This window comes from Rhodovulum sp. P5, from assembly GCF_002079305.1.
GTDB lineage: Bacteria > Pseudomonadota > Alphaproteobacteria > Rhodobacterales > Rhodobacteraceae > Rhodovulum.
In genome coordinates this window covers 1,986,448-2,006,941 of sequence record NZ_CP015039.1, presented here as the reverse complement: position 1 = coordinate 2,006,941, position 20,494 = coordinate 1,986,448, and the positions used below count along the sequence as shown (strand labels likewise).

Sequence of the window (20,494 nt, the reverse complement as noted above, 5' to 3'; positions counted from 1 at the left end):
CAGGTTAAGAGCGGACCATGAGATGGACTCTGCCCAATATCCTGACGGTCCTGCGCCTGCTGGCCGCGCCCCTTCTGCCGCTGGCCTATTTCCTGTGGGAGAGTCCCGTGGCCGATCTGGTCGCGGTGACCCTGTTCGTCGCGGCCTCCGTCACCGACTGGTTCGACGGCTATCTTGCCCGGAAATGGCACCTGACAACGCGGTTTGGCGCGATGATCGACCCGATCGCCGACAAGGCGATGGTTCTGGTCGCTCTGCTTGTGATCGTGGCGCGCCATGACATGGCCGTCTGGCTGACCCTTGCCGCGACCGTGATCCTGTTTCGGGAGGTCTTCGTGTCCGGCCTGCGGGAGTTTCTGGGGGCCCAGGCGGGGCAGCTCAAGGTGACGAAGCTTGCCAAGTGGAAGACCACCGTCCAGATGGTGGCGATCACGGTGCTACTGGCCTATGGCCTGCTGCCGTTCGCGGCGGTTGCCTTTCTGGGAAGCGCGCTGCTGCTGGTCGCCGCGGCGCTGACGCTGCTTTCCGGGGGCGATTACTTCATAAAGGCATGGCCCTATCTGCGAGAGACCCCGCGATGATCGACGTGCTTTATTTCGCGTGGGTGCGGGAGCGGATCGGGCTGCCCAAGGAGCGGATCGAGACCACAGCGGCCACCGTTGCCGATCTGGTGGAGGAACTGAAGGCGCGAGAGGAACGCTATGCCGTCGCCTTTGCGGACCTGTCGGCGCTGCGTGTGGCGGTCGATCAGGAGCTTGCCGAGTTCGACGCGCCGTTGGCCGGTGTGCGTGAGATCGCCTTCTTCCCGCCGATGACCGGGGGGTAAGCCCTTGGATATCCGCGTTCAATCCGATCCGTTCGACTATGGGGCCGAGTGCGGGGCCTTTGCCCGCGACCGCACGACCGCGGGTGCCGTCGTTACCTTTGCCGGGATCGTGCGCGACGATGGCGGGCTGGACCGGATGGTGCTGGAACACTACCCCGGCATGACAGAGCGCGCGCTGGAAAAGATCGCGGCCGAGGCCGGGGCGCGCTGGGCGCTTGAAGATTGCCTTGTTATCCACCGCTACGGCGAATTGCGGACGGGAGAGACGATCATGATGGTCGCAACCGCCGCCCCGCACCGGGCCGATGCCTTCGCCGCGGCAGAATTCCTGATGGATTACCTGAAATCCCGCGCGCCCTTCTGGAAGAAGGAATTCGGGCGCGACGGGGCGGCTTGGGTTGCCGCGAAGGACGAGGACGAAACAGCCCTCGACCGCTGGCAGTATTAATCCGCGTTCATCCGTTCGACGTAGCCGCGCAGGTCCTCCGCCTCCTGTCGGGCGGCGCGCAGGCCGTCCATCGCGGCCTCCAGTTCGGCCTGGGTCTGGTGAAGCTGGTTTCTCAACTCCGCCACGCGATCGTGGGATTCGGCGATGGCAAGGTCGCGGGCTTCCTCGGCCTCGTGCAAGGCATGGGCCATCTCGTCAAGATCGCCCATCTCCGACTGCGTTACGCGGGCCACGCGATGGACAAGCCACGAGGCGCCCAGCCCACGAGAAAGGCCACGAACAGGACGAGGGCGGTAATGGCGATAAATTCAGTCCTGTCCATCGGTCTCTCCAGTCTCTTCTGCCGGCGTGTCGGTCACGTCGTCGGTTTCATCTGTCGCTTCTGGGGTGTCTTCGGTTTCTTCGGCGGCGTCCTGACCCGGCGGCACGATCAGGCGGAACTCGATCCGCCGGTTGGCCTCGCGCCCGTCCTCGGTATCGTTCGGGGCGATGGGCTGGGCTTCTCCATAACCCTTGGCGGTCAGGTTGCCGGTCAGAACCCGCCGCGCCATCAGGCCGTTCAGCACCGCCTCGGCCCGGCTCTGGCTGAGGGCAAGGTTCATCTGTTCGCGCCCCTGGCTGTCGGTGTGGCCGCTGATCTCGATCCGGGCATCGGGGCACAGGCGCAGCACATCTGCGATCCGGTCCACGATGCGCACCGCGTCGCCCTCGATCTCGGTCGAGCCGGGGGCAAAGGTGATCTTGTTCTCGGACAGGATGCCCTGGATCTCGGCCACGCAATCCTCCGGCGACGGCAGAACCCGTTCTTCGGCGCGCGTCGGTTCGCGATAGGCGATCTCCAGATCGTAGTTCTGGGCATCCCCCAAACGGTCGGACAGAATCCGCGCCACGCGGGCCCGCGCGGTTTCATCCAGCGTCAGACCGTTCACCCGCAGGTAGTCGGTCTGGACGATCACGGCGCCGTTACGCAGTTGCGAAAGCGCCTCCAACCCCGACAGAACCCGCAAGGGCCAGCCGTCGGGAAGTTTGTCGTCGATCCGCAGCGCGGAGTAGATGTCATCCCGGCCAAAGCGGGAGCGGGCATAGCTTTCCACCGCCTCGCGCACCAGTTTGTCGGGCACGCGGCCACGAAGCTGCAGCAAGCCTTCGGGGCTGAGGGTGGCGATGAACTCTTTGGGGCCGGTGTCGTTTCCGCTGCCGTCGACCTTCACCGGGTCGGGCAGGACCGCATGCAGGGCGAAGATGTCGGGCAACGCCGCCTCAAGATCGCCGGCGACCCGGTCGAACAGGCGCGGATCGGTGCCCGGCGGGGCCACCAGCGTCACATCGGCGTCCGAAAAGGTCACGCTTCCGCCGCCGAAAGATGCGACGGCAGAGATCCCGTGCTCCACCGCCTTGCCCCAGCTTGGGGCGGGCACGCCAAGGGCCACCACGCACTCGCCCTTTCCGACCATGCCCGCCTGCCGGGCCGTGGCGAGGATGCGCGCCGCCGCGGCCTCGGTATCGGCGGCACAGGCATCGAACCGGGCGCCGTCGCGATCCATCAGAAAGCGCAAGGTGAAGGGCGCGATGACGGGCCGGGGCGCCGAGATGTCGAGGGCAAGGTCGACCCCCGCGGGCACGGTTTCGCGCAACGACTGCTCGATCCGGGCCTTGTCTTCCCGGCTGTCGGCGACGGCCGTCACGGCGATCTGGCTGGCGGTGACGGACAGCTTGGCCCGTTCAAGCCCTTTCAGCGCATCGATCCCGAAGGCCAAGGCGGCACCCCAGCCATCGGGAACCGAATAGTCCGCACTTTCCAGCATGTCGGTGACGTCCCGGCCCGGCGCGACCCGGTCGAGCGTCTTGATGAGCGCTGCCCGATCCGTCGTAGTGGGGACAAGGCCGATAACGGAAATGCCCGCATCGTTGCGCAAAAGCTCCACCCGGAATTCGGGGGGCTCGATCCCGGTGGCTGCGGTGACCTGCATATCGTCGATCAGGTTGGCAGGGTCAATCACCTGCCCGGCGGCAGAGAGGGCGTGAAACCGCGCGGCCTCATCCGGGGCGGTGCCCGCGAGATGGACAAGCATGCCATCCGACCGGACCGCGACCCACGAATGATCCGCGTCCGACAGGGCGGCGTGGACGGCGGCGGCGGTGCGCCGCTCGATCTCGTCCACGGCGACAAGGGCGGCCAGAACGCACAGGCCGGCCGCCACCGCGATGGTAACCGGCGCAAGAAGTGAGGTCAGGAGACGGCGCATGACTGCATCTCGTGGTTGGGCAAAGCGTATCGCCCTTCCCTAGGCCCGTGGCGGCGGAAGTGCAATCACGCCATGATTGCAAGCCCGAACGCCAGCACCGGGATCAGCCCGGCATCGCGGTTGGACCGGAACAGCATCAGGCAGGTGTCGCCGTCGTCGCTGTCCAGCCGCAGCAGCTGCCACATCATGTGGATGCCGAACAGCACGACCCCCAGAAGCGACACGAACACCGCAACCCCGGCGCTTTTTGCCAGCGCGATGATGACCGCCATCGTCATCAGCCCGACGCTGATCATCATGAACTGGCGCAGCCGCAGCGGCGTGTCGGCGCCGAACAGAAGCGCGGTGGACTTCACCCCGATCAGCGCATCGTCTTCCTTGTCCTGATGGGCATAGATCGTGTCGTAGAAGATCGTCCACGCGATGCCCGACAGATAAAGGAACAGCGCGGGCCAGCCCAGGCTGCCGGTATGCGCCGTCCATGCCAGAAGCGCGCCCCAGTTGAAGGCCAGCCCGAGAAAGACCTGCGGCCAGTAGGTGAAGCGCTTGGCAAACGGATAGATGGCCACCAGACCCAGCGAGGCGATGCCCATCAGGATCGCGGCGGTGTTGAAGGTCAGCAGGATGCCGAAAGCCACCAGCGACTGGACGACCATCCACAGAACCGCATGTGCGACCGAAACCTGGCCCGAGGGGATCGGACGGGACCGCGTGCGCGCGACCTGCGCGTCGATCTTGCGATCGGTGATGTCGTTCCATGTGCAGCCCGCGCCGCGCATCAGCCAGGCGCCGATGGCGCAGCCGATCACGATCCAGATATCCATCCAGCGAAACCCGGTGCTGGCCGCGGCCAGCGTCACGCCCCACCAGCAGGGCAGAAGCAGCAGCCATGTGCCAATGGGGCGGTCGGCGCGGGACAGGCGCAGATAGGGCCGTGTCCATTCGGGCGCGTCGCGGTCGACCCAGTTGCCCTTGTAGGCATCGGCGACCATGCCCTGAGGCTCTGGCGTTTCATCGGTCTCGGACATAGAAATGGCCCCCATGAGCGATCATCAGTCGGCAAAAGTCAGGCTCTATGTAGAGCAGCCCTTGGGGGAGGGGCAAACCATTCCTCTGTCCCGGGATCAGGCGCATTACCTGTTTTCCGTCATGCGGCTTGGGATGGGCGATGCGATCCTGGTCTTCGACGGTCAAACCGGCGAATGGCGGGCCCGGGTCAGCGAGACCGGCAAGCGCGGCGGCGCGCTGGTTTGCGAGGGTCAGACCCGCCCCCTGCAGGTGCCGCCCGATCTGTGGCTGTACTTTGCCCCGATCAAGAAGGCGCGCACGGACTTCATCGTGGAAAAGGCGGCGGAACTGGGGGCGGCGCGGATCTGCCCGGTGCAGACCGATTTCACCAATGCCGAACGGATCCGGCGCGACCGGCTGCAGGCCCATGCGATCGAGGCCGCCGAACAATGCGGCGGCACCTTCGTGCCAGAGGTTTGTGATCTGCAACGGCTTTCGACGGTGCTGGACACATGGCCAGAGGGTCGCCGCCTGATGTTCTGTGACGAGATGCTGGCCGGTGAAGGGCGCGCGCTTGGCGAGGCTCCGCGGGCCCCATGGGCGATTCTGATCGGCCCCGAGGGCGGGTTTTCGGAGGCGGAGCGGACACGCCTGCGCAGCCTGCCCTTCGCCCATCCCGTCAGTCTTGGCCCACGGGTGCTGCGCGCCGACACGGCGGCGGTTGCCGCGCTGACGGTCTGGCAGCAGGCGCTGGGCGACTGGTGACGCTTTGTGCACAACCTGTTGCCGGCCGGCCCCCTTTGCCTCTTTGATTGGCAAAGCCGAAAGTGTAAACTCCCCGTGAAGTGTTTCGTAGTGGGGGACTCAATGACATTTCTAAGGACAGTTTCGATGATTGCCGGTCTGGCGCTGGGCGCCGGAATGGCGCATGCCGCCAGCGTTTCGCCGGTGAGCTATGACATGCTCGACGGCGGGACGGGATCGTACCAGTATTGGGACGACACCTATCCCGGCAACAACAACACCGTCAGCTATGACAGCCTGACCGGTGGTACCGGTGATCTGACGGACGGCGTGATCGCGACGGACAACTGGTTCATTACCGAGGCGCCGGCCGGTCCGGGGCCCTATGTCGGGTGGTCGAACTATAACCCGGTCATCACGTTCAATTTCGCGACGGCCTATGACTTCCTGTCGGCAACCTTCCATTTCGACGATTCAGACGGCAATGGCGGGGTCAGCCAGCCGCGCAGCGTGAACATCAACGGCACCGACTATACCGTGCCGACCAATGATGGTTCTGCGCCGTTCGCCTTTACCGCGGATCTGGCCGGGCTGACGACAGACACGCTGGTGGTGACGATCACCCGCAGCAACAGCTGGGTGTTCCTCAGCGAGGTGGAGTTCGACGCGCGGATCGACAATCAGGTTCCGTTGCCGGCCAGTGTCTGGCTTCTGGCGGCGGGCCTTGGCGGTCTCGGTCTGACACGGGCACGTCGCAAGGTCTGAAATCGGCCAACATGACGGGCAGGCCGTGCGGCATCGCGCGGCCTGTTGCGTTTTGGCGCCCCGTCCGACAGTCAGGCGGTGTGCTAGCGATGGAAACAGCGCCATGACGATGATCCGGCCCGAAGTTCTGGAACGCCTGCTCCGCTGGAGAGAGGCCTTGGGCGGTGCGGCCATCGCCGCGTCAGGCATTTGGGTCTTCGGATTCGGCGGCTATTTTTATCGGGGCCTTGGCGTTCTTTTCGTGCTGGTCGGGCTGGGCCTTGCCATATCGGCCCTTTGGCGGCTGCGGTTTCGGGGCAGTGGCGCCGCGCCGGGCGTCGTGCAGGTTGACGAGGGACAGATAACCTATCTCTCGGCCGAGGGGGGCGGCTTCGTTGCGCTCAGTGAACTGAATGCTGTCACGCTGGAGTTCGACGGGGCCGGTCGGCGCTATTGGGTGTTGTCCCAGACCGGCTTTCCGACGGTCCGCATTCCCACCGATGCCGAGGGGGCAGAGGCGTTGTTCGACGCCTTCATGGTGCTGCCGGGTGTCTCCGCCGGTCCGCTGATCGCGGCGGTCAATCGCGCGCCGTCAAATGGCCCCGTCACCTTGTGGCGGCGACGGGGCGCATCCTTGCATCAGTTGCGCTGACGGCGGCGCAGCGTTGCCCCCGCCACGGCGAACGCCCCGGCCAGAAGCGGCAGGGTGGCAGGCAGGGGCACCGGGTTGCCCATATACATGTCGCCATATTGCACATGGTCGACCTCGATCCCGCCCAAGCTGTTCGAGATGAAGATCGAGCCGATGCCATCGGCGCTCTGGACCCCGAAGAAACTGTCTTCGGACGTCGTCCCGCTGTAGGTTCCGTCCGCCAGAGCGACCGGTCCGATGCTGCCAAGCGACACTCCGTTGGTGTCGAAGGCTTCGAAATACGTCGTGCCTGCGCCATCGGTCCAGACCACCGCCGCGGCGGTGACCGGCGCAGCAAAGGTGAACGTGATGCCCGCGCTTCCGCCGGCATAGAAGAACGACCGCCCGGCCGTTCCGAACCCGTCGATGGTTCCGTCATCCCCATCGACGGAGTCCGCGTTGCCTGCCGGTCCATAGGGCGCACCGGCCGACGCGGTGATGCCGCCGTCAAGCGAGCCGTCCTCGAAATCCTCAAGGAACAAGGGTGACCCGCCCGCGTAGAAATTGGCCGGGATATCGGCGGCAGACAGATAAGACACCGGCCCGGTCAGGGTGGCGGCGTGGCCGGCGGTTGCAGCGCCGATCACAAGACCCGCGCCCGCAAGCGCGGCAAATTTCCAAGATGAACGAAACATCGTTTTCCCCCAATCGCAAAATACTATGCGAAGTTTTCGCAACGTCAGCTTTGGGCACGTCGGCGATTCGCGCAAGCGGGGGAATTGACCAGAGCTGCGGCAATCACCGGACTGGTTAAGCGCGGCCCTTTTGGGCGCGCCGCCTGTTTGCCGGGCGTCCAGCGCTATTCGGCGTTTCGCCAAAACGGCGTCCGTATTTGGCCGCACCACGAATCCGTGCCGGGCCGGATCAGTAGAAGCCGACCTCGGCGACCGAGATGTCGGCGTGGAACGCTTCACCATAAGCGGCGATGCCAAGGCTTTTCACCGTGTCCGGCCGCAGCGCCGCCCGTTGAAACCCGCCCTTGGGCTGGAAGTCGGAAAATGGCAGCCGCACCTCCCGCCAGTCGGGGGTGGTGTCGAACCCCGCCTGATAGAACTGCCACGGCATTTTCAGGCCGGTCATGCGCAGATGTACGTAGTAACGCCGCCCGTTCCCCCGAACCTTCAGCCGGATGCCCTGCGCCGCCGGCGGCACGGCCACATCGCGGCGCATCTGCAGAAACCCGCCACGGTTCTGTGTGCTGACCTCGCCGGTGAGGCGCAGAAATCCTGTGCCACCCTTCTCGCCATAGCGGGCCCCGCCTTCGGACACACCGCCCATGACCTGATCGCTGAGAAACGACCACGTCGCCACGGTGTCCCGGCTTATGTGTTCCATGCTTTCCCCTGCCATTGACGGGACGGCCAAGAGCGCCCAAAGGGCGGCGGCCAACCGGATCACGACCCGTCCATCAAGGCCGACAGAACCGCCTTGGCGCTGTCGCTGGCCCATTGGGCGTCGCCCTGCATGCGCGCGACCTCCCTCCCCTCCGGGTCGAGGATCACCGTCACCGGCAGCCCCATCACGCCCATCCCCCGGGCCAGCGCCGAGTCCGGATCGCGCCATTTCGGCAGGTTTTGCACCCCCAGTTCTGCGAAAAGACGGTCGATCGCCTGCGGGGCATTGCGCCCTGTGGCCACTGTCACCACCGCCAGGTTTTCGCCGCCCAGTTCCGCCTGCAACTGGTCGAGCGATGGCATCTCATGCCGGCAGGGCGGGCACCACGTGGCCCAGAAATTCAGGACGACCCATTGGCCGCGATGTTCTGCCAGGGTGCGCTCCTGCCCGTCGGCATCGATCAGGGCCGTGTCGGGCACTTGCCGTGCCTCGCCATGGAACATCAGCTTCTTCATGCTGCCCTCGCGCAGCGCCTCCGCCGCCGAGGTATCCGCCGCAACCGCGCCATTTGCACCCAGCACAAGGGCCGTGTAGAGGACGATCAGTCTGACAAGCCGCATTCGTCTTCCTTCCAAAGGGCCATCACATGACCAAGGACCAATCCAACGCGATGTGGGGCGGGCGTTTCGCCGCCGGACCCGATGCGATCATGGAGGCGATAAACGCCTCGATCGGGTTCGACAAGCGGCTGGCCGCCCAGGACATCGCCGGTTCGCGCGCCCATGCCGCCATGCTGGCCGCCACGGGCATCATAAGCGATACGGACGCCGAGGCGATCCGGGAAGGTCTGCTCACGGTGTTGTCAGAGATCGAGGGGGGAGAGTTCGCCTTTTCCACCGCGCTGGAAGACATTCACATGAATGTGGAGGCCCGGCTGAAAGAGGTCATTGGCGAACCGGCGGGGCGGCTGCATACGGCGCGCTCGCGCAACGACCAGGTGGCGACCGACTTCAAGCTTTGGGTGCGGGACCAGATCGATGCCGCGGTCGCGGGGCTGGAGGCGCTGATCCGCGCGCTGATCGCGCAGGCCGAGGCCGGGGCAGACTGGGTGATGCCGGGCTTCACCCATTTGCAGACCGCGCAGCCGGTGACATGGGGCCATCACATGATGGCCTATGTGGAAATGTTCGGCCGCGACATGGGCCGGTTCACCGATGCACGGGCGCGGATGAACGAAAGCCCGCTGGGCGCTGCCGCGCTGGCCGGCACGTCCTTCCCCATCGACCGGGCCATGACGGCCGAGGCGCTGGGCTTCGACCGGCCGGCTGCCAATTCGCTGGACGCGGTCAGCGACCGTGATTTCGCGCTGGAATTCCTTTCCGCCGCCTCGATCTGCGCGATGCACCTGTCGCGGTTTGCCGAGGAACTGGTGATCTGGTCCTCCGCTCAGTTCCGCTTTGTCACGCTCAGCGACCGTTTTTCCACCGGCTCCTCGATCATGCCGCAGAAGAAGAACCCCGATGCGGCGGAACTGATCCGCGCCAAGATCGGGCGCATCTTCGGGGCGAATGTCGCGCTGATGACGGTGATGAAGGGGCTTCCGCTCGCCTATTCCAAGGACATGCAGGAAGACAAGGAACAGGTCTTCGATGCCGCCGACAACCTGATGCTGGCGCTGGCCGCGATGGAAGGTATGGTCCGTGACATGACCGCCAACCGCCCGGCGCTGGAGGCCGCGGCGGCCAGCGGTTTCTCCACCGCCACGGATCTGGCCGACTGGCTGGTCCGCGAACTGGGCCTGCCCTTCCGCGAGGCGCACCACGTCACCGGCACGCTGGTCGCGATGGCCGAAAAGACGGGCTGCGACTTGCCGGATCTGAGCCTGGAGGACATGCAGACCGTCCATGCCGACATTCACGCCGATGTCTTCGATGTCCTCGGCGTGCATAATTCGGTGGCGAGTCGCCAAAGCTATGGGGGACCGCCCCTGCACAGGTGCGCGCGCAGATCGCGCGCTGGAAAGAACGGTTGGGATGAAACGCCTTTGTCTGCCCCTCTTGCCGCTGCTGCTGGCGGCCTGCGCCGCGCCGGCCCCGCATGGCCGCGCCGCGGTCGGGCCGGACGGCACGGCGAGTGCGGCGGTCACGGCGGGCGCGATCACGGTCGGTGGGGGGCCGGGCGGGGCACATGCCTCGGCCCGCGTTGTGGACACGCGCACCACGGATGTGACCGTGGGCACCCATGGCGCTTCGGTCTCGGTCCGGCCTTTGGGCAGTGCAATCCGGCTGAGCATCGGAACCGGGGGAGTCGGCATTGGCTTTTGAGGTGAAGAAACAGGTATGGGTACTGGCGGCCATGCTGATCGCGACGCTGACAGCCTGTGGTGTCGAGGGCCCGCCGGAACGCCCCGTGGGGCCTGTCAAACAATCCGGTGTTACCGTATCGGGCACCGCGGAAATCGGCATTAGCGGAGGGACCCGCCCATGACACCGATGAGACTGATCTTCCTTGCCCTGGCCATCTGGGGCTCCATCCACCCGATGTTCTATTTCACCAAGTGGCTGATCGCCAATGACTGGGACTGGGCCGGCATGATCGACGCCTGGTATGTCAACGACAGCGCCACGGGCCTGACATGGGACCTGACCATCGCCGCGATCAGCCTGTCGATCTGGATCATTATCGACAGTTTCAAGCGGCGCGATCTGTTGTCGCTTGTTGCCCTGCCGCTGACCTATGCGATCGGCCTGTCCTGTGGCCTGCCGCTCTACCTCTTCCTGCGCTCTCGCCCCGCGAAAGCCGCCTGACCCGAGACCCCGATGGATCATTTCCTGTATCGCGACGGCATCCTGCATGCCGAGGACGTCCCCCTGACCGAAATCGCCGCACAGGTGGGCACGCCGTTCTACTGCTATTCCGTGGCCACATTGACCCGCCATTTCCGCCTGTTCGACGAGGCGCTGGCGGGCACCGACCACCTCGTCTGTTACGCGATGAAGGCCAATTCCAACATGGCCGTGCTGAAGCTGATGGGCGATCTGGGCGCGGGCATCGACGTGGTGTCGGGCGGCGAATACCGCAAGGCGCAGGCCGCGGGCGTGCCGGGGGAGCGGATCGTGTTTTCCGGCGTCGGCAAGACGCAAGAGGAGATGCGGCTTGCCCTGGAAGGCGGGATTCGCCAGTTCAACGTCGAATCCGAACCCGAGATGGCCGCGCTGAACGAGGTTGCGCTGTCACTTGGGGTGCAGGCACCCATCGCGATCCGGGTAAACCCGGATGTCGATGCGAAGACGCATGAGAAGATCGCCACCGGCAAGTCTGAGAACAAGTTCGGTATCCCGATCGCCCGTGCGCGCGAAGTCTACGCCCTTGCCGCCACCCTGCCGGGGCTGAAGGTCGTCGGCGTCGACGTGCATATCGGTAGCCAGTTGACGTCGCTGGAACCGTTCGAGCTGGCCTATTCGAAGGTGGCTGAACTGACACAGGCGCTGCGCTCCGATGGGCACGACATCGTCCGGCTGGATCTGGGCGGTGGGCTTGGCATCCCCTATGAACGCTCCAACGCCGCGCCGCCGCTGCCGGTGGAATACGGCGAAATGGTCAAGCGGGTGCTGGGCGATCTGGGTTGCGAGATCGAGATCGAACCGGGCCGGCTGATCGCGGGCAATGCCGGTGTGCTGGTCTCACAGGTGATCTATGTGAAGAACGGAGAGGGGCGCGATTTCCTGATCCTCGACGCGGCGATGAACGATCTGGTGCGGCCCGCCATGTATGCCGCCCATCACGACATCGTCCCCTTGGTCGAACCCGCCCCCGGCACGGAACAGGCACCCTATGACATCGTCGGCCCGGTGTGTGAGACCGGCGATACCTTCGCGAAAAGCCGAATGATGCCCCCGGTGGCTGCGGGCGATCTGGTCGCCTTCCGCTCCGCCGGGGCCTATGGCGCGGTGATGGCGTCGGAATACAACACCCGGCCCCTGGTGCCCGAAGTGCTGGTCAGCGGGGATCACGTCGCCGTCATCCGGGCAAGGCCAAGCTTTGACGATATCATAAACCGCGATACCATCCCGGAATGGTTGTAGGTCGGCAGTCGTGCTGACCGACCCTTCGGGATGGGAGCATGACCGACACCAAGCCGAGCCCTGAGATTGCCCTGAAAGAGTTGCGCTGGCCCCTGCGGCTGACCCGATGGGGGATAGCTGCCGAACGCCTGACGCGCGCCTTCTGGCCCTTGGCGAGCCTGCTGCTGGCCGTCGCGACCGCACTTTCCTTCGGCCTGCACGAAGTCGTGTCGCGCGGCTGGGTGCTAGCAGGGCTTGGTCTTTCGGCGCTTGCGGTTCTGGCGGCGTTCGTGGTCGGGATACGCGGCTTGCGCTGGCCCACGCGGGCAGAGGCGCTGGACCGGCTTGATGCCACCCTGCCCGGACGCCCCATCGCGGCATTGACCGACAGTCAGGCCATCGGCGCGGGCGACCCGGCGTCAGAGGCCGTCTGGCACGCCCATATCCTGCGCATGGCCGAACGGGCCCGGGCGGCAAAGGCGGCGAGCCCCGATTTGCGGGTCTCCTCCCGCGACCCTTACGCCCTGCGCTATGTCGCGGCCACGGGGTTCGTGGTTGCGGTGATCTTCGGCTCCCTCTGGCGGGTGACGACGGTGGCGGACGTGACCGCGGGCGGGGGGGCGGCGCTGGCCGCAGGCCCGGCATGGGAAGGCTGGATCGAACCGCCCGCCTACACCACGAAGCCGAGCCTTTACCTGAACGATATCACCGAGGCCGGCGTCAGCGTTCCCCTCGGCAGCCGCGTTACGATGCGCCTTTACGGCAAGGTTGGCGCACTGGACGTGCGGGAAACCGTGTCGGGTACCCCGGTGGGAACGGAGACACCCGCAGGACCGGACGCCATGGCCCGCAGTTTCGAGGTGCGGCAATCGGGCGATATCACGGTCGAGGGGCCGGGCGGGCGCAATTGGCAGATTGCCCTGATCCCCGACATGCCCCCGGAAATCCGTCTTGACGGCCCGCTGAAGGTCGAAGCCAATGGCGAGATGCGCCAACCCTTTGCCGCGCAAGACGACTATGGCGTGGTGCGGGGCACGGCGCGCGTCACGCTCGACCTTGATGCCGTGGACCGCAGCTATGGATTGATCCCCGACCCGGAGCCGCGAGAGGCCATCGTGCTGGACCTGCCGATGTCGATCACCGGGGACCGCCGGGATTTCGGGGAAACGCTGGTCGAGAACCTGTCGCAACACCCCTGGGCGGGTCTGCCGGTCGAAATCGAACTGACGGCGGAGGATGCGCAAGGGCAGACGGGCCTGTCCACGCCTGAAACCATGCTGCTGCCGGGTCGCCGGTTCTTCGATCCGCTGGCCAAGGCCATCATCGAACAGCGTCGTGACCTGCTGTGGACCCGCGACAACGGCCCGCGCGTCGCGCAACTGCTGCGCGCCGTCAGTTACCGGCCTGACGAGATCTTCCGCGACGAGTCGGCGTTTCTGCAACTACGCGTGGCCATCCGACAACTGGAATCGGGCACCGCCGAAGGGCTGACCGCCGAGGCGCAGGAGGAAATCGCCGCCGCCCTTTGGGACATTGCCGTCTTGATCGAGGATGGCGATCTGTCGGATGCGGCCGAACGTTTGCGCCGCGCGCAGGAACGCCTGTCCGAGGCGATGAGGAACGGCGCGACCGACGAAGAAATCGCCGCCCTGATGGAAGAACTGCGCGAGGCCATGCAGGACTACATGCGCCAGCTTGCGCAGCAACAGCAGCAAGACGGCGATCAGCAGGCCCAGAACCAGCAGAACACGCAAGAGATCACCGGCGACCAGTTGCAGCAGATGCTGGACCGGCTGCAGCAACTGATGGAAGAAGGCCGGATGGCCGAGGCCCAGCAACTGCTGGAGATGCTGCGGCAAATGATGGAGAACATGCAGGTCACCCAAGGTCAGGGCGGCCAGCAAAGCCCGGGCCAGCAGGCGATGGAGGGGCTGGCCGAAACCCTGCGCCAGCAACAGGGCCTGAGCGACGAGGCGTTTCAGGATCTTCAGGACCAGTTCAACCCCGGCCAGGGCCAAGGTCAGCAGCAGGGGCAACAACAGGGCCAGCAGGGTCAGGGGCAAGGCCAAGGAGAGGGTCAAGGTCAGGGCCAGTTCGGACAACAGGGCCAAGGCCAGGGTCAGGGGCAACAGCCGGGCCTGCAGGGGCAGGACGGCGGTGCGGGCCAAAGCCTTGCCGACCGCCAGCGCAGTCTTCGCCGCGAACTCGACCGCCAGAAAGAGGGGCTGCCCGGCCTTGGAAATTCGCCAGAGGGCGAGGCCGCCCGGGATGCGCTGGACCGTGCCGGACGGGCTATGGATGACGCGGAAGACGCGCTGCGCGGCGACGATCTTGCAGATGCGCTCGACAGTCAGGCCGAGGCGATCGAGGCGCTGCGCGAGGGCATGCGCAATCTGGGCGATGCCCTTGCCCAGAACCAGCAGGCCCCCGGTCAGTCGGGGCAGGGCCGGGGTCAGGCCCAGACAGCGGATCGGGAAGACCCGTTGGGACGGCAGCAGGGCAATATGGGTCGCGTCGGCACGCAGGAGCATATGTTGCAGGGCGAAGACATCTATGGCCGCGCGCAGGAATTGCTGGATGAAATCCGCCGCCGGTCGGGCGAACAGGATCGGCCCGACATCGAACTGGATTACCTGAAACGTCTGCTCGACCGGTTCTGACGCGGGCAGGGCCGGCGCGCTTTTTTCCGTTTGCCCCACGGCGATGGCAAGGGTAGGCCGCGGGGGATTGAGAACGAAAGCCCGCCGCCTGTGCCCAACGCCCGCCTGACATCCACCTACTGGACCGGTTTCCGCCATGGCGCGCCGTTCCTGCTGGTCATCGCGCCCTTCGGCATCCTTTTCGGTGTCGTCGGAACCGAGGCCGGCCTGAACCTTGCCGAGGTCATGGGGTTTTCCATTCTTGTCATCGCGGGCGCGGCGCAGTTCACCGCCGTGCAGTTGATGGCCGACAATGCGCCGACGTTCGTGGTGCTGGCGACCTCTCTGGCGGTGAACCTGCGCATGGCGATGTATTCGGCCTCTATCACGCCGCATCTGGGCGCCGCGCCGCGGTGGCAACGGGCGATCATGGCCTATTTCCTGGTCGATCAGTCCTATGCCGTCGCCCATGCCCGGTACGAGGCGCATCCGGAGATGTCGCTGGCCGAACGCGTGGTCTATTTCTTCGGGGTCATCACGCCGGTCTGCCCGATGTGGTACCTGATGACGCTGGCCGGGGCGTTGGCGGGGCAGGAAATCCCGCCCGAATACGCCATCGACTTTGCCGTGCCGATCACCTTCCTTGCCCTGGTCGCGCCCGCGCTTCGGACGCTGGCTCATGTCGCCGCCGCAGCGGTGTCGGTGACCTTGGCGCTGCTGCTGGCCTTCCTGCCCTACAGCAGCGGGGTTCTGATTGCGGGCGCCGCCGCGATGGTCGTCGGGGCATGGGTCGAAAAACGCACGGGGGCACGTACATGACGCAGGGGGCGCTGGAAATCTGGGGCATCATCCTTGCGCTTGGGGTCGGCACGTTCCTGATCCGGTATTCGTTCCTTGGCCTGATCGGGGAGCGTAAGCTGCCCGACTGGGTGCTGCGGCACCTGCGCTATACGCCGGTGGCCGTGCTTCCCGCGCTCGTCGCGCCACTGGTCGTCTGGCCAGAGGCTACGGGCGGCAGTTTCGATCTGCCCCGGGTCGCCGCGGCGGCCGCGACGCTTGGCGCCGGGTATCTGTCCCGCAACGTCCTTGTGGCCATCGCGGCCGGGGCCGGAACCCTTTACGGGTTGCTGTTTCTCATCGGGTGACCGGCTGATCCCCAGCCCCGGCGGCCGCCTGCTGTGCCCGCAAGAGCGTGCTGTGATCGTCGGGGTCGTCGTCGAAGTATTTCTTGGTCTCGACACCCGGCAACTTGCCGAAGGCGCGCATGATCCGGCTGGGGCCAAGGGCACGGGGCATGCTCTCGAACCCGGGCAACTGGCGCAGCACCGAACTGACAGAGCGGCCGCACATCGCCTTGGGTACCGCCCCGTTCTGCTTGATCAGGGCCAGCGCCTTTTCGGCGACCTCCGGGCTGACTTCCTTTGTCTGCACGACGACATGGTAGGTCTCACGCGCATGGTAGTCGATGTAGAAGTCCAGCATGATGGGCGTGATCCCGAAATGCACGTCGTTGCGTTCGGGCGCAAGGCGGTGCCACCATGTCCCCGCCGGGTCGAAGATCACCCGCTGGCTGGCATTGACCATCATGCCCGAATGTCCGCCGCTGCCGGTATTGTTCGACACCATCGTGAACAGCGTGATCGTCGGGGGGCCGGGGGCGCGGTAGACCGCGCGGGCCACGGCCTCATCCGGGGCCCAGACCGGTTCGGCACAGCCAAGCAGCGTCAGGGGCAACAGAAGCATCAGAAGAAATCGCAGCATCGGAAAAGTCTTTTTGTTTCGGTCATGTCTGCGAACGGCCACGGGATGTTCCGCACTGCCGGGCGGACCCTTGGCCGTTCATGTCCGGCCACCTTATGGGGCGTTCATTTCACTGTCACGACAAAGCGCCGATTGATCACGATCCGGTCTCGACCGCCTGGAACAGCCAGGCCCCGTCCTCCCGTCGCCAGCGCCGGGCCTGTCCGGTCAGGTACAGGTGGTTCACATGACCCACGGCCTCGACAAGGGCGAGCGTGTATTCGCCCTCGCCGATCCGCCGCTTGAAGAGCGGCAGGAAGCAATCGCAGGCGGTGCGCGGTTCGGCCAGATGGTCGATCAGCCGGGCCAGCGCGCCGTGGTGGTTCTCGATCAGTTGCGTCAGGCGCAAGGGCAGGCCGGTGAAGGGCAGCTTGTGACCGGGCAGCACAAGGTGATCCTCCCGCGCATGGGCGGCCATGCGGGTACAGCTTTCGATCCAGCCCGCGACCGGGTCGTTCAGCGGCTCGGTCGCATAGACGCCAAGGTTGGGAGAGATCGAGGGCAACAACTGATCGCCCCCGATGACCAGATTGTCGTCCCGACTCCAGAGCGTGACATGGTCGGGGGCGTGCCCGTCGCCCAGCCGCACGTCCCAGTCGCGGCCGCCGGCACGGATCACGTCTCCCTCGGCCATGTTGCGAAAGCCAAGCGGCATCGGCGCCACGGTGTCGGCAAAGTTGAAGGGGCGTTCATTGGCGCGCCGCTCGTACAACTCGGGGTCCATTCCGGCCCCTTTCCAGTGGGCGAGCGTTTCGGGCGCGGGACGATCCTGTTCGTCCATCTGCAACATGCGGGAAAACAGCCACGCAACGCGGCTGGTCCAAAGCTCTGCCCCGTGATCGGACTGGAACCACCCGGCAAGGCCCACATGGTCGGGGTGGTGATGGGTCAGGATCACGCGGGTGACGGGTTTGCCGCCAAGGGGACGGGCAATCAGGCTTTCCCAAAGCGCGCGGCTGCGGCGGGAGGAGATGCCGGTATCGACCACCGTCCAGCCCTCGCCGTCGTCGAGTGCGAAGACATTCACATGGTCCAGCGCCATCGGCAGTGGCAGCCGCAGCCAGAGCACGCCCTCGGCGATCTCGATCGCCTCGCCTGCGGCGGGCGGCTCCGGCCACGGATAGCGGATCGTCCGCGTGCCACCATCCATCATGCGGACAGATCCTCGGCCGAAAGCGCGTAAAGACCCTCCGCCCCGGCGCGCGCCTCGGCCAGAAGCGCCTCTGTTTCCGGCAGCAAGCGGGTTATGAAGACCCGGGCCAAGGCCGCGCGCCGGCCCGTGCCCCCCTCTGCCATGGCGGCAGAGAGATGCGCCTGCGCCCCCAGCACCCGTGCCCAGCCCCGCAGGAATGGCACCGCCCCGGCAAACCGGTCATTCATCGGCTGCGCGACCATCCATTCGGTCGCCTCGCGCAGCGATTCCGCCGCGGCCCAGACCGGTTCGGCCAGATCGGGCAGCGTCGGGCGGGCGGTTTCCGCCGTCTTCTCCACCTCTTCCAGAAGGCGCCAGGCGGCTTCGCCCCCGTCCATCAGCTTGCGCCCGACAAGGTCCATCGCCTGAATGCCGTTCGTTCCCTCATAGATCGCGGTCACCCGCACATCGCGCAGATACTGCGCGGCACCGGTCTCCTCGATGAAGCCCATGCCGCCATGGACCTGAATACCGGTGGTGGCGACCTCGATCCCGGTGTCGGTGCCATAGGCCTTGGCGATGGGCGTCAGGAACCCCGCCTGCGCCGCCCATTCTGTCTTGCCCGTGGCGGTCGACATGTCGATGGCCACGGCACAACCGAGAGCGATGCTGCGTGCGGCGAATACCTCTGCCCGCATCGTCGCCAGCATCCGGCGCACATCCGCATGATCGGCAATCGGGCCCGCACCGTCGCCAACCGGTGTCCGCCCCTGCCGCCGATCCAGTGCATAGGCCATCGCCTGCTGGCACGCGGCCTCGGCCACGCCCACGCCCTGAAGGCCCACGGCGAGGCGTGCGTTGTTCATCATGGTGAACATGGCCGCCATGCCCTTGTTCGGCGCATCCACCAGCCAGCCTTTGGCATCTTCGTACTGCATCACCGCCGTGGGGCTGCCATGCAGGCCCATCTTGTGTTCCAGGCTGACCACCTTGACACCGTTGGCCGCACCGACAGTCCCGTCTTCGCCGGGCAGATGCCGCGGGACGAGGAACAGGCTGATCCCCTTGGTGCCGGGCGGCGCGTCGGGCAGGCGGGCCAGCACCAGATGCACGACGTTTTCCATGAAATCCGCATCGCCCCAGCTGATATAAATCTTCTGCCCGGTGATCGCGTAGGTCCCGTCGCCGTTGGGCTTGGCCGTTGTCCGCAGGGCGCCCACATCGGTGCCCGCCTGCGCCTCGGTCAGGTTCATCGTGCCCGACCATTCGCCAGAGATCAGTTTCGGCAGATACAGCGCCTTGAGATCGTCGCTGGCGTGATGTTCCAGCGCGTCGATCTGGCCCAGCGTCAAGAGCGGGTTCAGTTGCAGCGACAGGCAGGCGCCGCTCATCATCTCGGACACCGCCATGGCCAATGTCTGCGGCAGGCCCATGCCGCCGTGGTCCGGCGTGGCGGCAACGCCGATCCAGCCGCCCTCGGCCACGGCGCGATAGGCCTCGGCATAGCCGGGGGGTGTGCGCACGACGCCGTTTTCCAGTTTCGAAGGGTGCAGGTCGCCCACCCGCTGCAGCGGGGCCAGCACCTCATCGCACAGTTTGCCGGCCTCGGTCAGGATCGCGGCAGTGACATCTGGCGTGGCCTCTGCGAACCGCTCGGTCGCGGTGACTTGGTCGAACCCGGCCACATGGGTCAGAATAAAGCGGATATCGTCCGCCGGCGCGCGATATGGCATGGTTCCCTCTCTTCCCCGCGTCTTGTTCCCGATCTGGCGCGGGGCTATGTCACCCGAACAGTCAACGGCCAAAGGGTAAACCAAAGCCCGCGGCCATCAAGGCCCAACGCCACGTCATGGAGATTGTCCTTGCCCGCGGAGCTTCTTGAACCGAATGCCACGGGGCTGGCGCGGGCCGCCGGGGTGCTGCGCGAGGGGCGGCTTGTCGCCTTCCCGACGGAGACGGTCTATGGGCTGGGGGCCGATGCCCGCAACGACCATGCGGTCGCATCGATCTTTCAGGCGAAGGGACGGCCCCGGTTCAACCCGCTGATCGTTCACCTGTCCGACGCCGGGGCGGCCCGGGACATCGCGGTTTTCGACGATATGGCGGACCGTCTGGCCGACAGCTTCTGGCCCGGCGCGCTGACGCTTGTCCTGCCGCTGCGCCCCGACAGCGCGTTGTCGCCGCTGGTGACCGCGGGGTTGCCGACCGTTGCGCTGCGCGTGCCCGACCATCCGGTGGCAAGGGGTCTTCTGTCCGCGTTCGGTGGGCCGGTGGCCGCGCCGTCCGCCAACCCGTCCGGCAGTGTCAGCCCGACCCGTGCGGCGCATGTGGTCGATGGCTTGGGGGAAAAGATCGCGGCGGTCGTCGATGGCGGCGCCTGTCCCGTAGGGGTGGAGTCCACCATCGTCGGGTTGACGCCGGAGCCGGTTCTGCTGCGGCCCGGCGGCCTGCCGGTGGAGGCCATAGAGGCCTGTCTTGGTGGCCCGCTTGCGGTCCCGGCCAAGACGGCGAACGTGACCGCACCGGGGCAATTGTCATCCCATTACGCGCCGGGGGCTGATGTCGTGCCCAATGTGACGAGCCCGCCATCAGGGGCGTTGTGGCTTGGTTTCGGTCCGGCTTGCTCAGATGCTGCGCTGAACCTGTCGCCCTCGGGCGATCTGGTGGAGGCGGCGGCCAACCTGTTCGGATATCTGCGAGAGCTTGACGCCCGTGCCGCGCCGGGCCAGCCCATTGCCGTGGCGCCGATCCCCGATCACGGACTTGGCCGCGCGATCAACGACCGCCTGCGGCGCGCTGCGGCCCCGCGCCGCTGAC

Annotated in this window: 22 protein-coding genes and 2 pseudogenes; 15 read left to right on the top strand and 9 right to left on the bottom strand. The window is 66.2% G+C overall.

Annotated features, from left to right (window positions below):
- Positions 1–17: 17 nt before the first annotated feature.
- The 3 genes from pgsA to RGUI_RS09760 are packed head-to-tail and all read left to right on the top strand — an operon-like array spanning position 18 to position 1,274.
- On the top strand, positions 18–581 hold the full coding sequence (gene pgsA, locus RGUI_RS09770) for a CDP-diacylglycerol--glycerol-3-phosphate 3-phosphatidyltransferase (RefSeq protein WP_081532883.1): 564 nt from the start codon (positions 18–20) through the stop codon (positions 579–581).
- A complete protein-coding gene (gene moaD, locus RGUI_RS09765) occupies positions 578–826 on the top strand; it encodes a molybdopterin converting factor subunit 1 (RefSeq protein WP_156882931.1) in 249 nt (82 codons plus the stop codon). The genes pgsA and moaD overlap by 4 nt, the downstream gene beginning before the upstream one ends.
- 4 nt (positions 827–830) lie before the next feature.
- A complete protein-coding gene (locus RGUI_RS09760; protein ID WP_081532882.1) occupies positions 831–1,274 on the top strand; it encodes a molybdenum cofactor biosynthesis protein MoaE in 444 nt (147 codons plus the stop codon).
- On the opposite strand, the pseudogene RGUI_RS09755 reads toward RGUI_RS09760, so the two are convergent.
- The 3 genes and pseudogenes from RGUI_RS09755 to ubiA all read right to left on the bottom strand — a co-directional run bounded on the left by RGUI_RS09755 (position 1,271) and on the right by ubiA (position 4,548).
- Positions 1,271–1,596, bottom strand: a pseudogene (locus RGUI_RS09755) (hypothetical protein). The gene RGUI_RS09760 and the pseudogene RGUI_RS09755 overlap by 4 nt on opposite strands.
- Positions 1,583–3,520 carry an OmpA family protein gene (locus RGUI_RS09750; RefSeq protein WP_081532881.1) on the bottom strand — a complete coding sequence of 646 codons (1,938 nt, stop codon included), beginning with the start codon at positions 3,518–3,520 and terminating at the stop codon, positions 1,583–1,585. Before RGUI_RS09750 ends, RGUI_RS09755 begins: the two are co-directional and overlap by 14 nt.
- A gap of 65 nt (positions 3,521–3,585) precedes the next feature.
- Positions 3,586–4,548 (bottom strand): 4-hydroxybenzoate octaprenyltransferase, encoded by a 963-nt coding sequence (gene ubiA / locus RGUI_RS09745; RefSeq protein WP_081536043.1) that lies wholly within the window; start codon positions 4,546–4,548, stop codon positions 3,586–3,588.
- Positions 4,549–4,561: 13 nt separating this feature from the next.
- On the opposite strand from ubiA, the gene RGUI_RS09740 reads away from it, so the two are divergent.
- The 3 genes from RGUI_RS09740 to RGUI_RS09730 all read left to right on the top strand — a co-directional run bounded on the left by RGUI_RS09740 (position 4,562) and on the right by RGUI_RS09730 (position 6,668).
- The gene (locus RGUI_RS09740; protein ID WP_081532880.1) at positions 4,562–5,293 is read left to right on the top strand and encodes a 16S rRNA (uracil(1498)-N(3))-methyltransferase; all 732 of its coding nucleotides are present in this window, start codon (positions 4,562–4,564) and stop codon (positions 5,291–5,293) included.
- Between the two features lie 126 nt (positions 5,294–5,419).
- On the top strand, positions 5,420–6,037 hold the full coding sequence (locus RGUI_RS09735) for a VPLPA-CTERM sorting domain-containing protein (RefSeq protein ID WP_172841117.1): 618 nt from the start codon (positions 5,420–5,422) through the stop codon (positions 6,035–6,037).
- 109 nt (positions 6,038–6,146) lie between these two features.
- Complete coding sequence (locus RGUI_RS09730) at positions 6,147–6,668, top strand: hypothetical protein (RefSeq protein ID WP_156882930.1); 522 nt, start codon at positions 6,147–6,149, stop codon at positions 6,666–6,668.
- On the opposite strand, the gene RGUI_RS09725 is transcribed toward RGUI_RS09730, so the two are convergent.
- From RGUI_RS09725 to RGUI_RS09715, 3 genes are all read right to left on the bottom strand, one after another.
- Positions 6,656–7,342, bottom strand: coding sequence for a hypothetical protein (locus tag RGUI_RS09725; protein ID WP_081532877.1), 687 nt, complete (start codon positions 7,340–7,342; stop codon positions 6,656–6,658). The genes RGUI_RS09730 and RGUI_RS09725 overlap by 13 nt on opposite strands.
- Positions 7,343–7,571: 229 nt before the next feature.
- Complete coding sequence (locus RGUI_RS09720; RefSeq protein WP_172841116.1) at positions 7,572–8,042, bottom strand: CIA30 family protein; 471 nt, start codon at positions 8,040–8,042, stop codon at positions 7,572–7,574.
- A gap of 59 nt (positions 8,043–8,101) precedes the next feature.
- A complete protein-coding gene (locus RGUI_RS09715; protein ID WP_081532875.1) occupies positions 8,102–8,662 on the bottom strand; it encodes a TlpA disulfide reductase family protein in 561 nt (186 codons plus the stop codon).
- Positions 8,663–8,688: 26 nt separating this feature from the next.
- On the opposite strand from RGUI_RS09715, the pseudogene argH reads away from it, so the two are divergent.
- From argH to RGUI_RS09680, 8 genes and pseudogenes are all read left to right on the top strand, one after another.
- Positions 8,689–10,079, top strand: a pseudogene (gene argH / locus RGUI_RS09710) (argininosuccinate lyase).
- Positions 10,076–10,366 (top strand): hypothetical protein, encoded by a 291-nt coding sequence (locus RGUI_RS09705; protein WP_081532874.1) that lies wholly within the window; start codon positions 10,076–10,078, stop codon positions 10,364–10,366. Before argH ends, RGUI_RS09705 begins: the two are co-directional and overlap by 4 nt.
- A gap of 1 nt (position 10,367) precedes the next feature.
- The gene (locus RGUI_RS22515) at positions 10,368–10,529 is read left to right on the top strand and encodes a lipoprotein (RefSeq protein WP_371587426.1); all 162 of its coding nucleotides are present in this window, start codon (positions 10,368–10,370) and stop codon (positions 10,527–10,529) included.
- A complete protein-coding gene (locus RGUI_RS09700; RefSeq protein ID WP_081532873.1) occupies positions 10,526–10,849 on the top strand; it encodes a DUF2834 domain-containing protein in 324 nt (107 codons plus the stop codon). The genes RGUI_RS22515 and RGUI_RS09700 overlap by 4 nt, the downstream gene beginning before the upstream one ends.
- A 12-nt stretch (positions 10,850–10,861) precedes the next feature.
- Entirely contained in the window at positions 10,862–12,127 is a 1,266-nt protein-coding gene (gene lysA, locus RGUI_RS09695) for a diaminopimelate decarboxylase (RefSeq protein WP_081532872.1), read from the top strand.
- 38 nt (positions 12,128–12,165) lie between these two features.
- Positions 12,166–14,766 (top strand): TIGR02302 family protein, encoded by a 2,601-nt coding sequence (locus RGUI_RS09690; RefSeq protein ID WP_081532871.1) that lies wholly within the window; start codon positions 12,166–12,168, stop codon positions 14,764–14,766.
- Positions 14,767–14,856: 90 nt separating this feature from the next.
- On the top strand, positions 14,857–15,564 hold the full coding sequence (locus RGUI_RS09685) for an AzlC family ABC transporter permease (RefSeq protein WP_081532870.1): 708 nt from the start codon (positions 14,857–14,859) through the stop codon (positions 15,562–15,564).
- Positions 15,561–15,890: an AzlD domain-containing protein gene (locus RGUI_RS09680; RefSeq protein ID WP_081532869.1), complete on the top strand. Its 330-nt coding sequence runs from the start codon at positions 15,561–15,563 to the stop codon at positions 15,888–15,890. The genes RGUI_RS09685 and RGUI_RS09680 overlap by 4 nt, the downstream gene beginning before the upstream one ends.
- Here RGUI_RS09680 and RGUI_RS09675 read toward each other — a convergent pair.
- The 3 genes from RGUI_RS09675 to RGUI_RS09665 all read right to left on the bottom strand — a co-directional run bounded on the left by RGUI_RS09675 (position 15,880) and on the right by RGUI_RS09665 (position 19,410).
- Positions 15,880–16,506, bottom strand: coding sequence for a hypothetical protein (locus RGUI_RS09675; RefSeq protein WP_081532868.1), 627 nt, complete (start codon positions 16,504–16,506; stop codon positions 15,880–15,882). The genes RGUI_RS09680 and RGUI_RS09675 overlap by 11 nt on opposite strands.
- A 136-nt stretch (positions 16,507–16,642) precedes the next feature.
- Positions 16,643–17,695: an MBL fold metallo-hydrolase gene (locus RGUI_RS09670; RefSeq protein ID WP_371587424.1), complete on the bottom strand. Its 1,053-nt coding sequence runs from the start codon at positions 17,693–17,695 to the stop codon at positions 16,643–16,645.
- Entirely contained in the window at positions 17,695–19,410 is a 1,716-nt protein-coding gene (locus RGUI_RS09665) for an acyl-CoA dehydrogenase (protein ID WP_081532866.1), read from the bottom strand. The genes RGUI_RS09670 and RGUI_RS09665 overlap by 1 nt, the downstream gene beginning before the upstream one ends.
- Positions 19,411–19,533: 123 nt before the next feature.
- Between RGUI_RS09665 and RGUI_RS09660 the strand changes: the two genes are divergently transcribed.
- Positions 19,534–20,493: an L-threonylcarbamoyladenylate synthase gene (locus RGUI_RS09660; RefSeq protein WP_253799083.1), complete on the top strand. Its 960-nt coding sequence runs from the start codon at positions 19,534–19,536 to the stop codon at positions 20,491–20,493.
- The last annotated feature ends 1 nt before the right edge of the window (position 20,494 follow it).

Coding starts and splice junctions, on each gene's coding strand:
- pgsA (WP_081532883.1), top strand. CDS start 18: ATGAGATGGACTCTGCCCAATATCCTGACGGTCCTGCGCCTGCTGGCC.
- moaD (WP_156882931.1), top strand. CDS start 578: ATGATCGACGTGCTTTATTTCGCGTGGGTGCGGGAGCGGATCGGGCTG.
- RGUI_RS09750 (WP_081532881.1), bottom strand. CDS start 3,520: ATGCGCCGTCTCCTGACCTCACTTCTTGCGCCGGTTACCATCGCGGTG.
- ubiA (WP_081536043.1), bottom strand. CDS start 4,548: ATGTCCGAGACCGATGAAACGCCAGAGCCTCAGGGCATGGTCGCCGAT.
- RGUI_RS09740 (WP_081532880.1), top strand. CDS start 4,562: ATGAGCGATCATCAGTCGGCAAAAGTCAGGCTCTATGTAGAGCAGCCC.
- RGUI_RS09735 (WP_172841117.1), top strand. CDS start 5,420: ATGATTGCCGGTCTGGCGCTGGGCGCCGGAATGGCGCATGCCGCCAGC.
- RGUI_RS09730 (WP_156882930.1), top strand. CDS start 6,147: ATGATCCGGCCCGAAGTTCTGGAACGCCTGCTCCGCTGGAGAGAGGCC.
- RGUI_RS09725 (WP_081532877.1), bottom strand. CDS start 7,342: ATGTTTCGTTCATCTTGGAAATTTGCCGCGCTTGCGGGCGCGGGTCTT.
- RGUI_RS09720 (WP_172841116.1), bottom strand. CDS start 8,042: ATGGAACACATAAGCCGGGACACCGTGGCGACGTGGTCGTTTCTCAGC.
- RGUI_RS09715 (WP_081532875.1), bottom strand. CDS start 8,662: ATGCGGCTTGTCAGACTGATCGTCCTCTACACGGCCCTTGTGCTGGGT.
- RGUI_RS09705 (WP_081532874.1), top strand. CDS start 10,076: ATGAAACGCCTTTGTCTGCCCCTCTTGCCGCTGCTGCTGGCGGCCTGC.
- RGUI_RS09700 (WP_081532873.1), top strand. CDS start 10,526: ATGACACCGATGAGACTGATCTTCCTTGCCCTGGCCATCTGGGGCTCC.
- lysA (WP_081532872.1), top strand. CDS start 10,862: ATGGATCATTTCCTGTATCGCGACGGCATCCTGCATGCCGAGGACGTC.
- RGUI_RS09690 (WP_081532871.1), top strand. CDS start 12,166: ATGACCGACACCAAGCCGAGCCCTGAGATTGCCCTGAAAGAGTTGCGC.
- RGUI_RS09680 (WP_081532869.1), top strand. CDS start 15,561: ATGACGCAGGGGGCGCTGGAAATCTGGGGCATCATCCTTGCGCTTGGG.
- RGUI_RS09675 (WP_081532868.1), bottom strand. CDS start 16,506: ATGCTGCGATTTCTTCTGATGCTTCTGTTGCCCCTGACGCTGCTTGGC.
- RGUI_RS09670 (WP_371587424.1), bottom strand. CDS start 17,695: ATGGATGGTGGCACGCGGACGATCCGCTATCCGTGGCCGGAGCCGCCC.
- RGUI_RS09665 (WP_081532866.1), bottom strand. CDS start 19,410: ATGCCATATCGCGCGCCGGCGGACGATATCCGCTTTATTCTGACCCAT.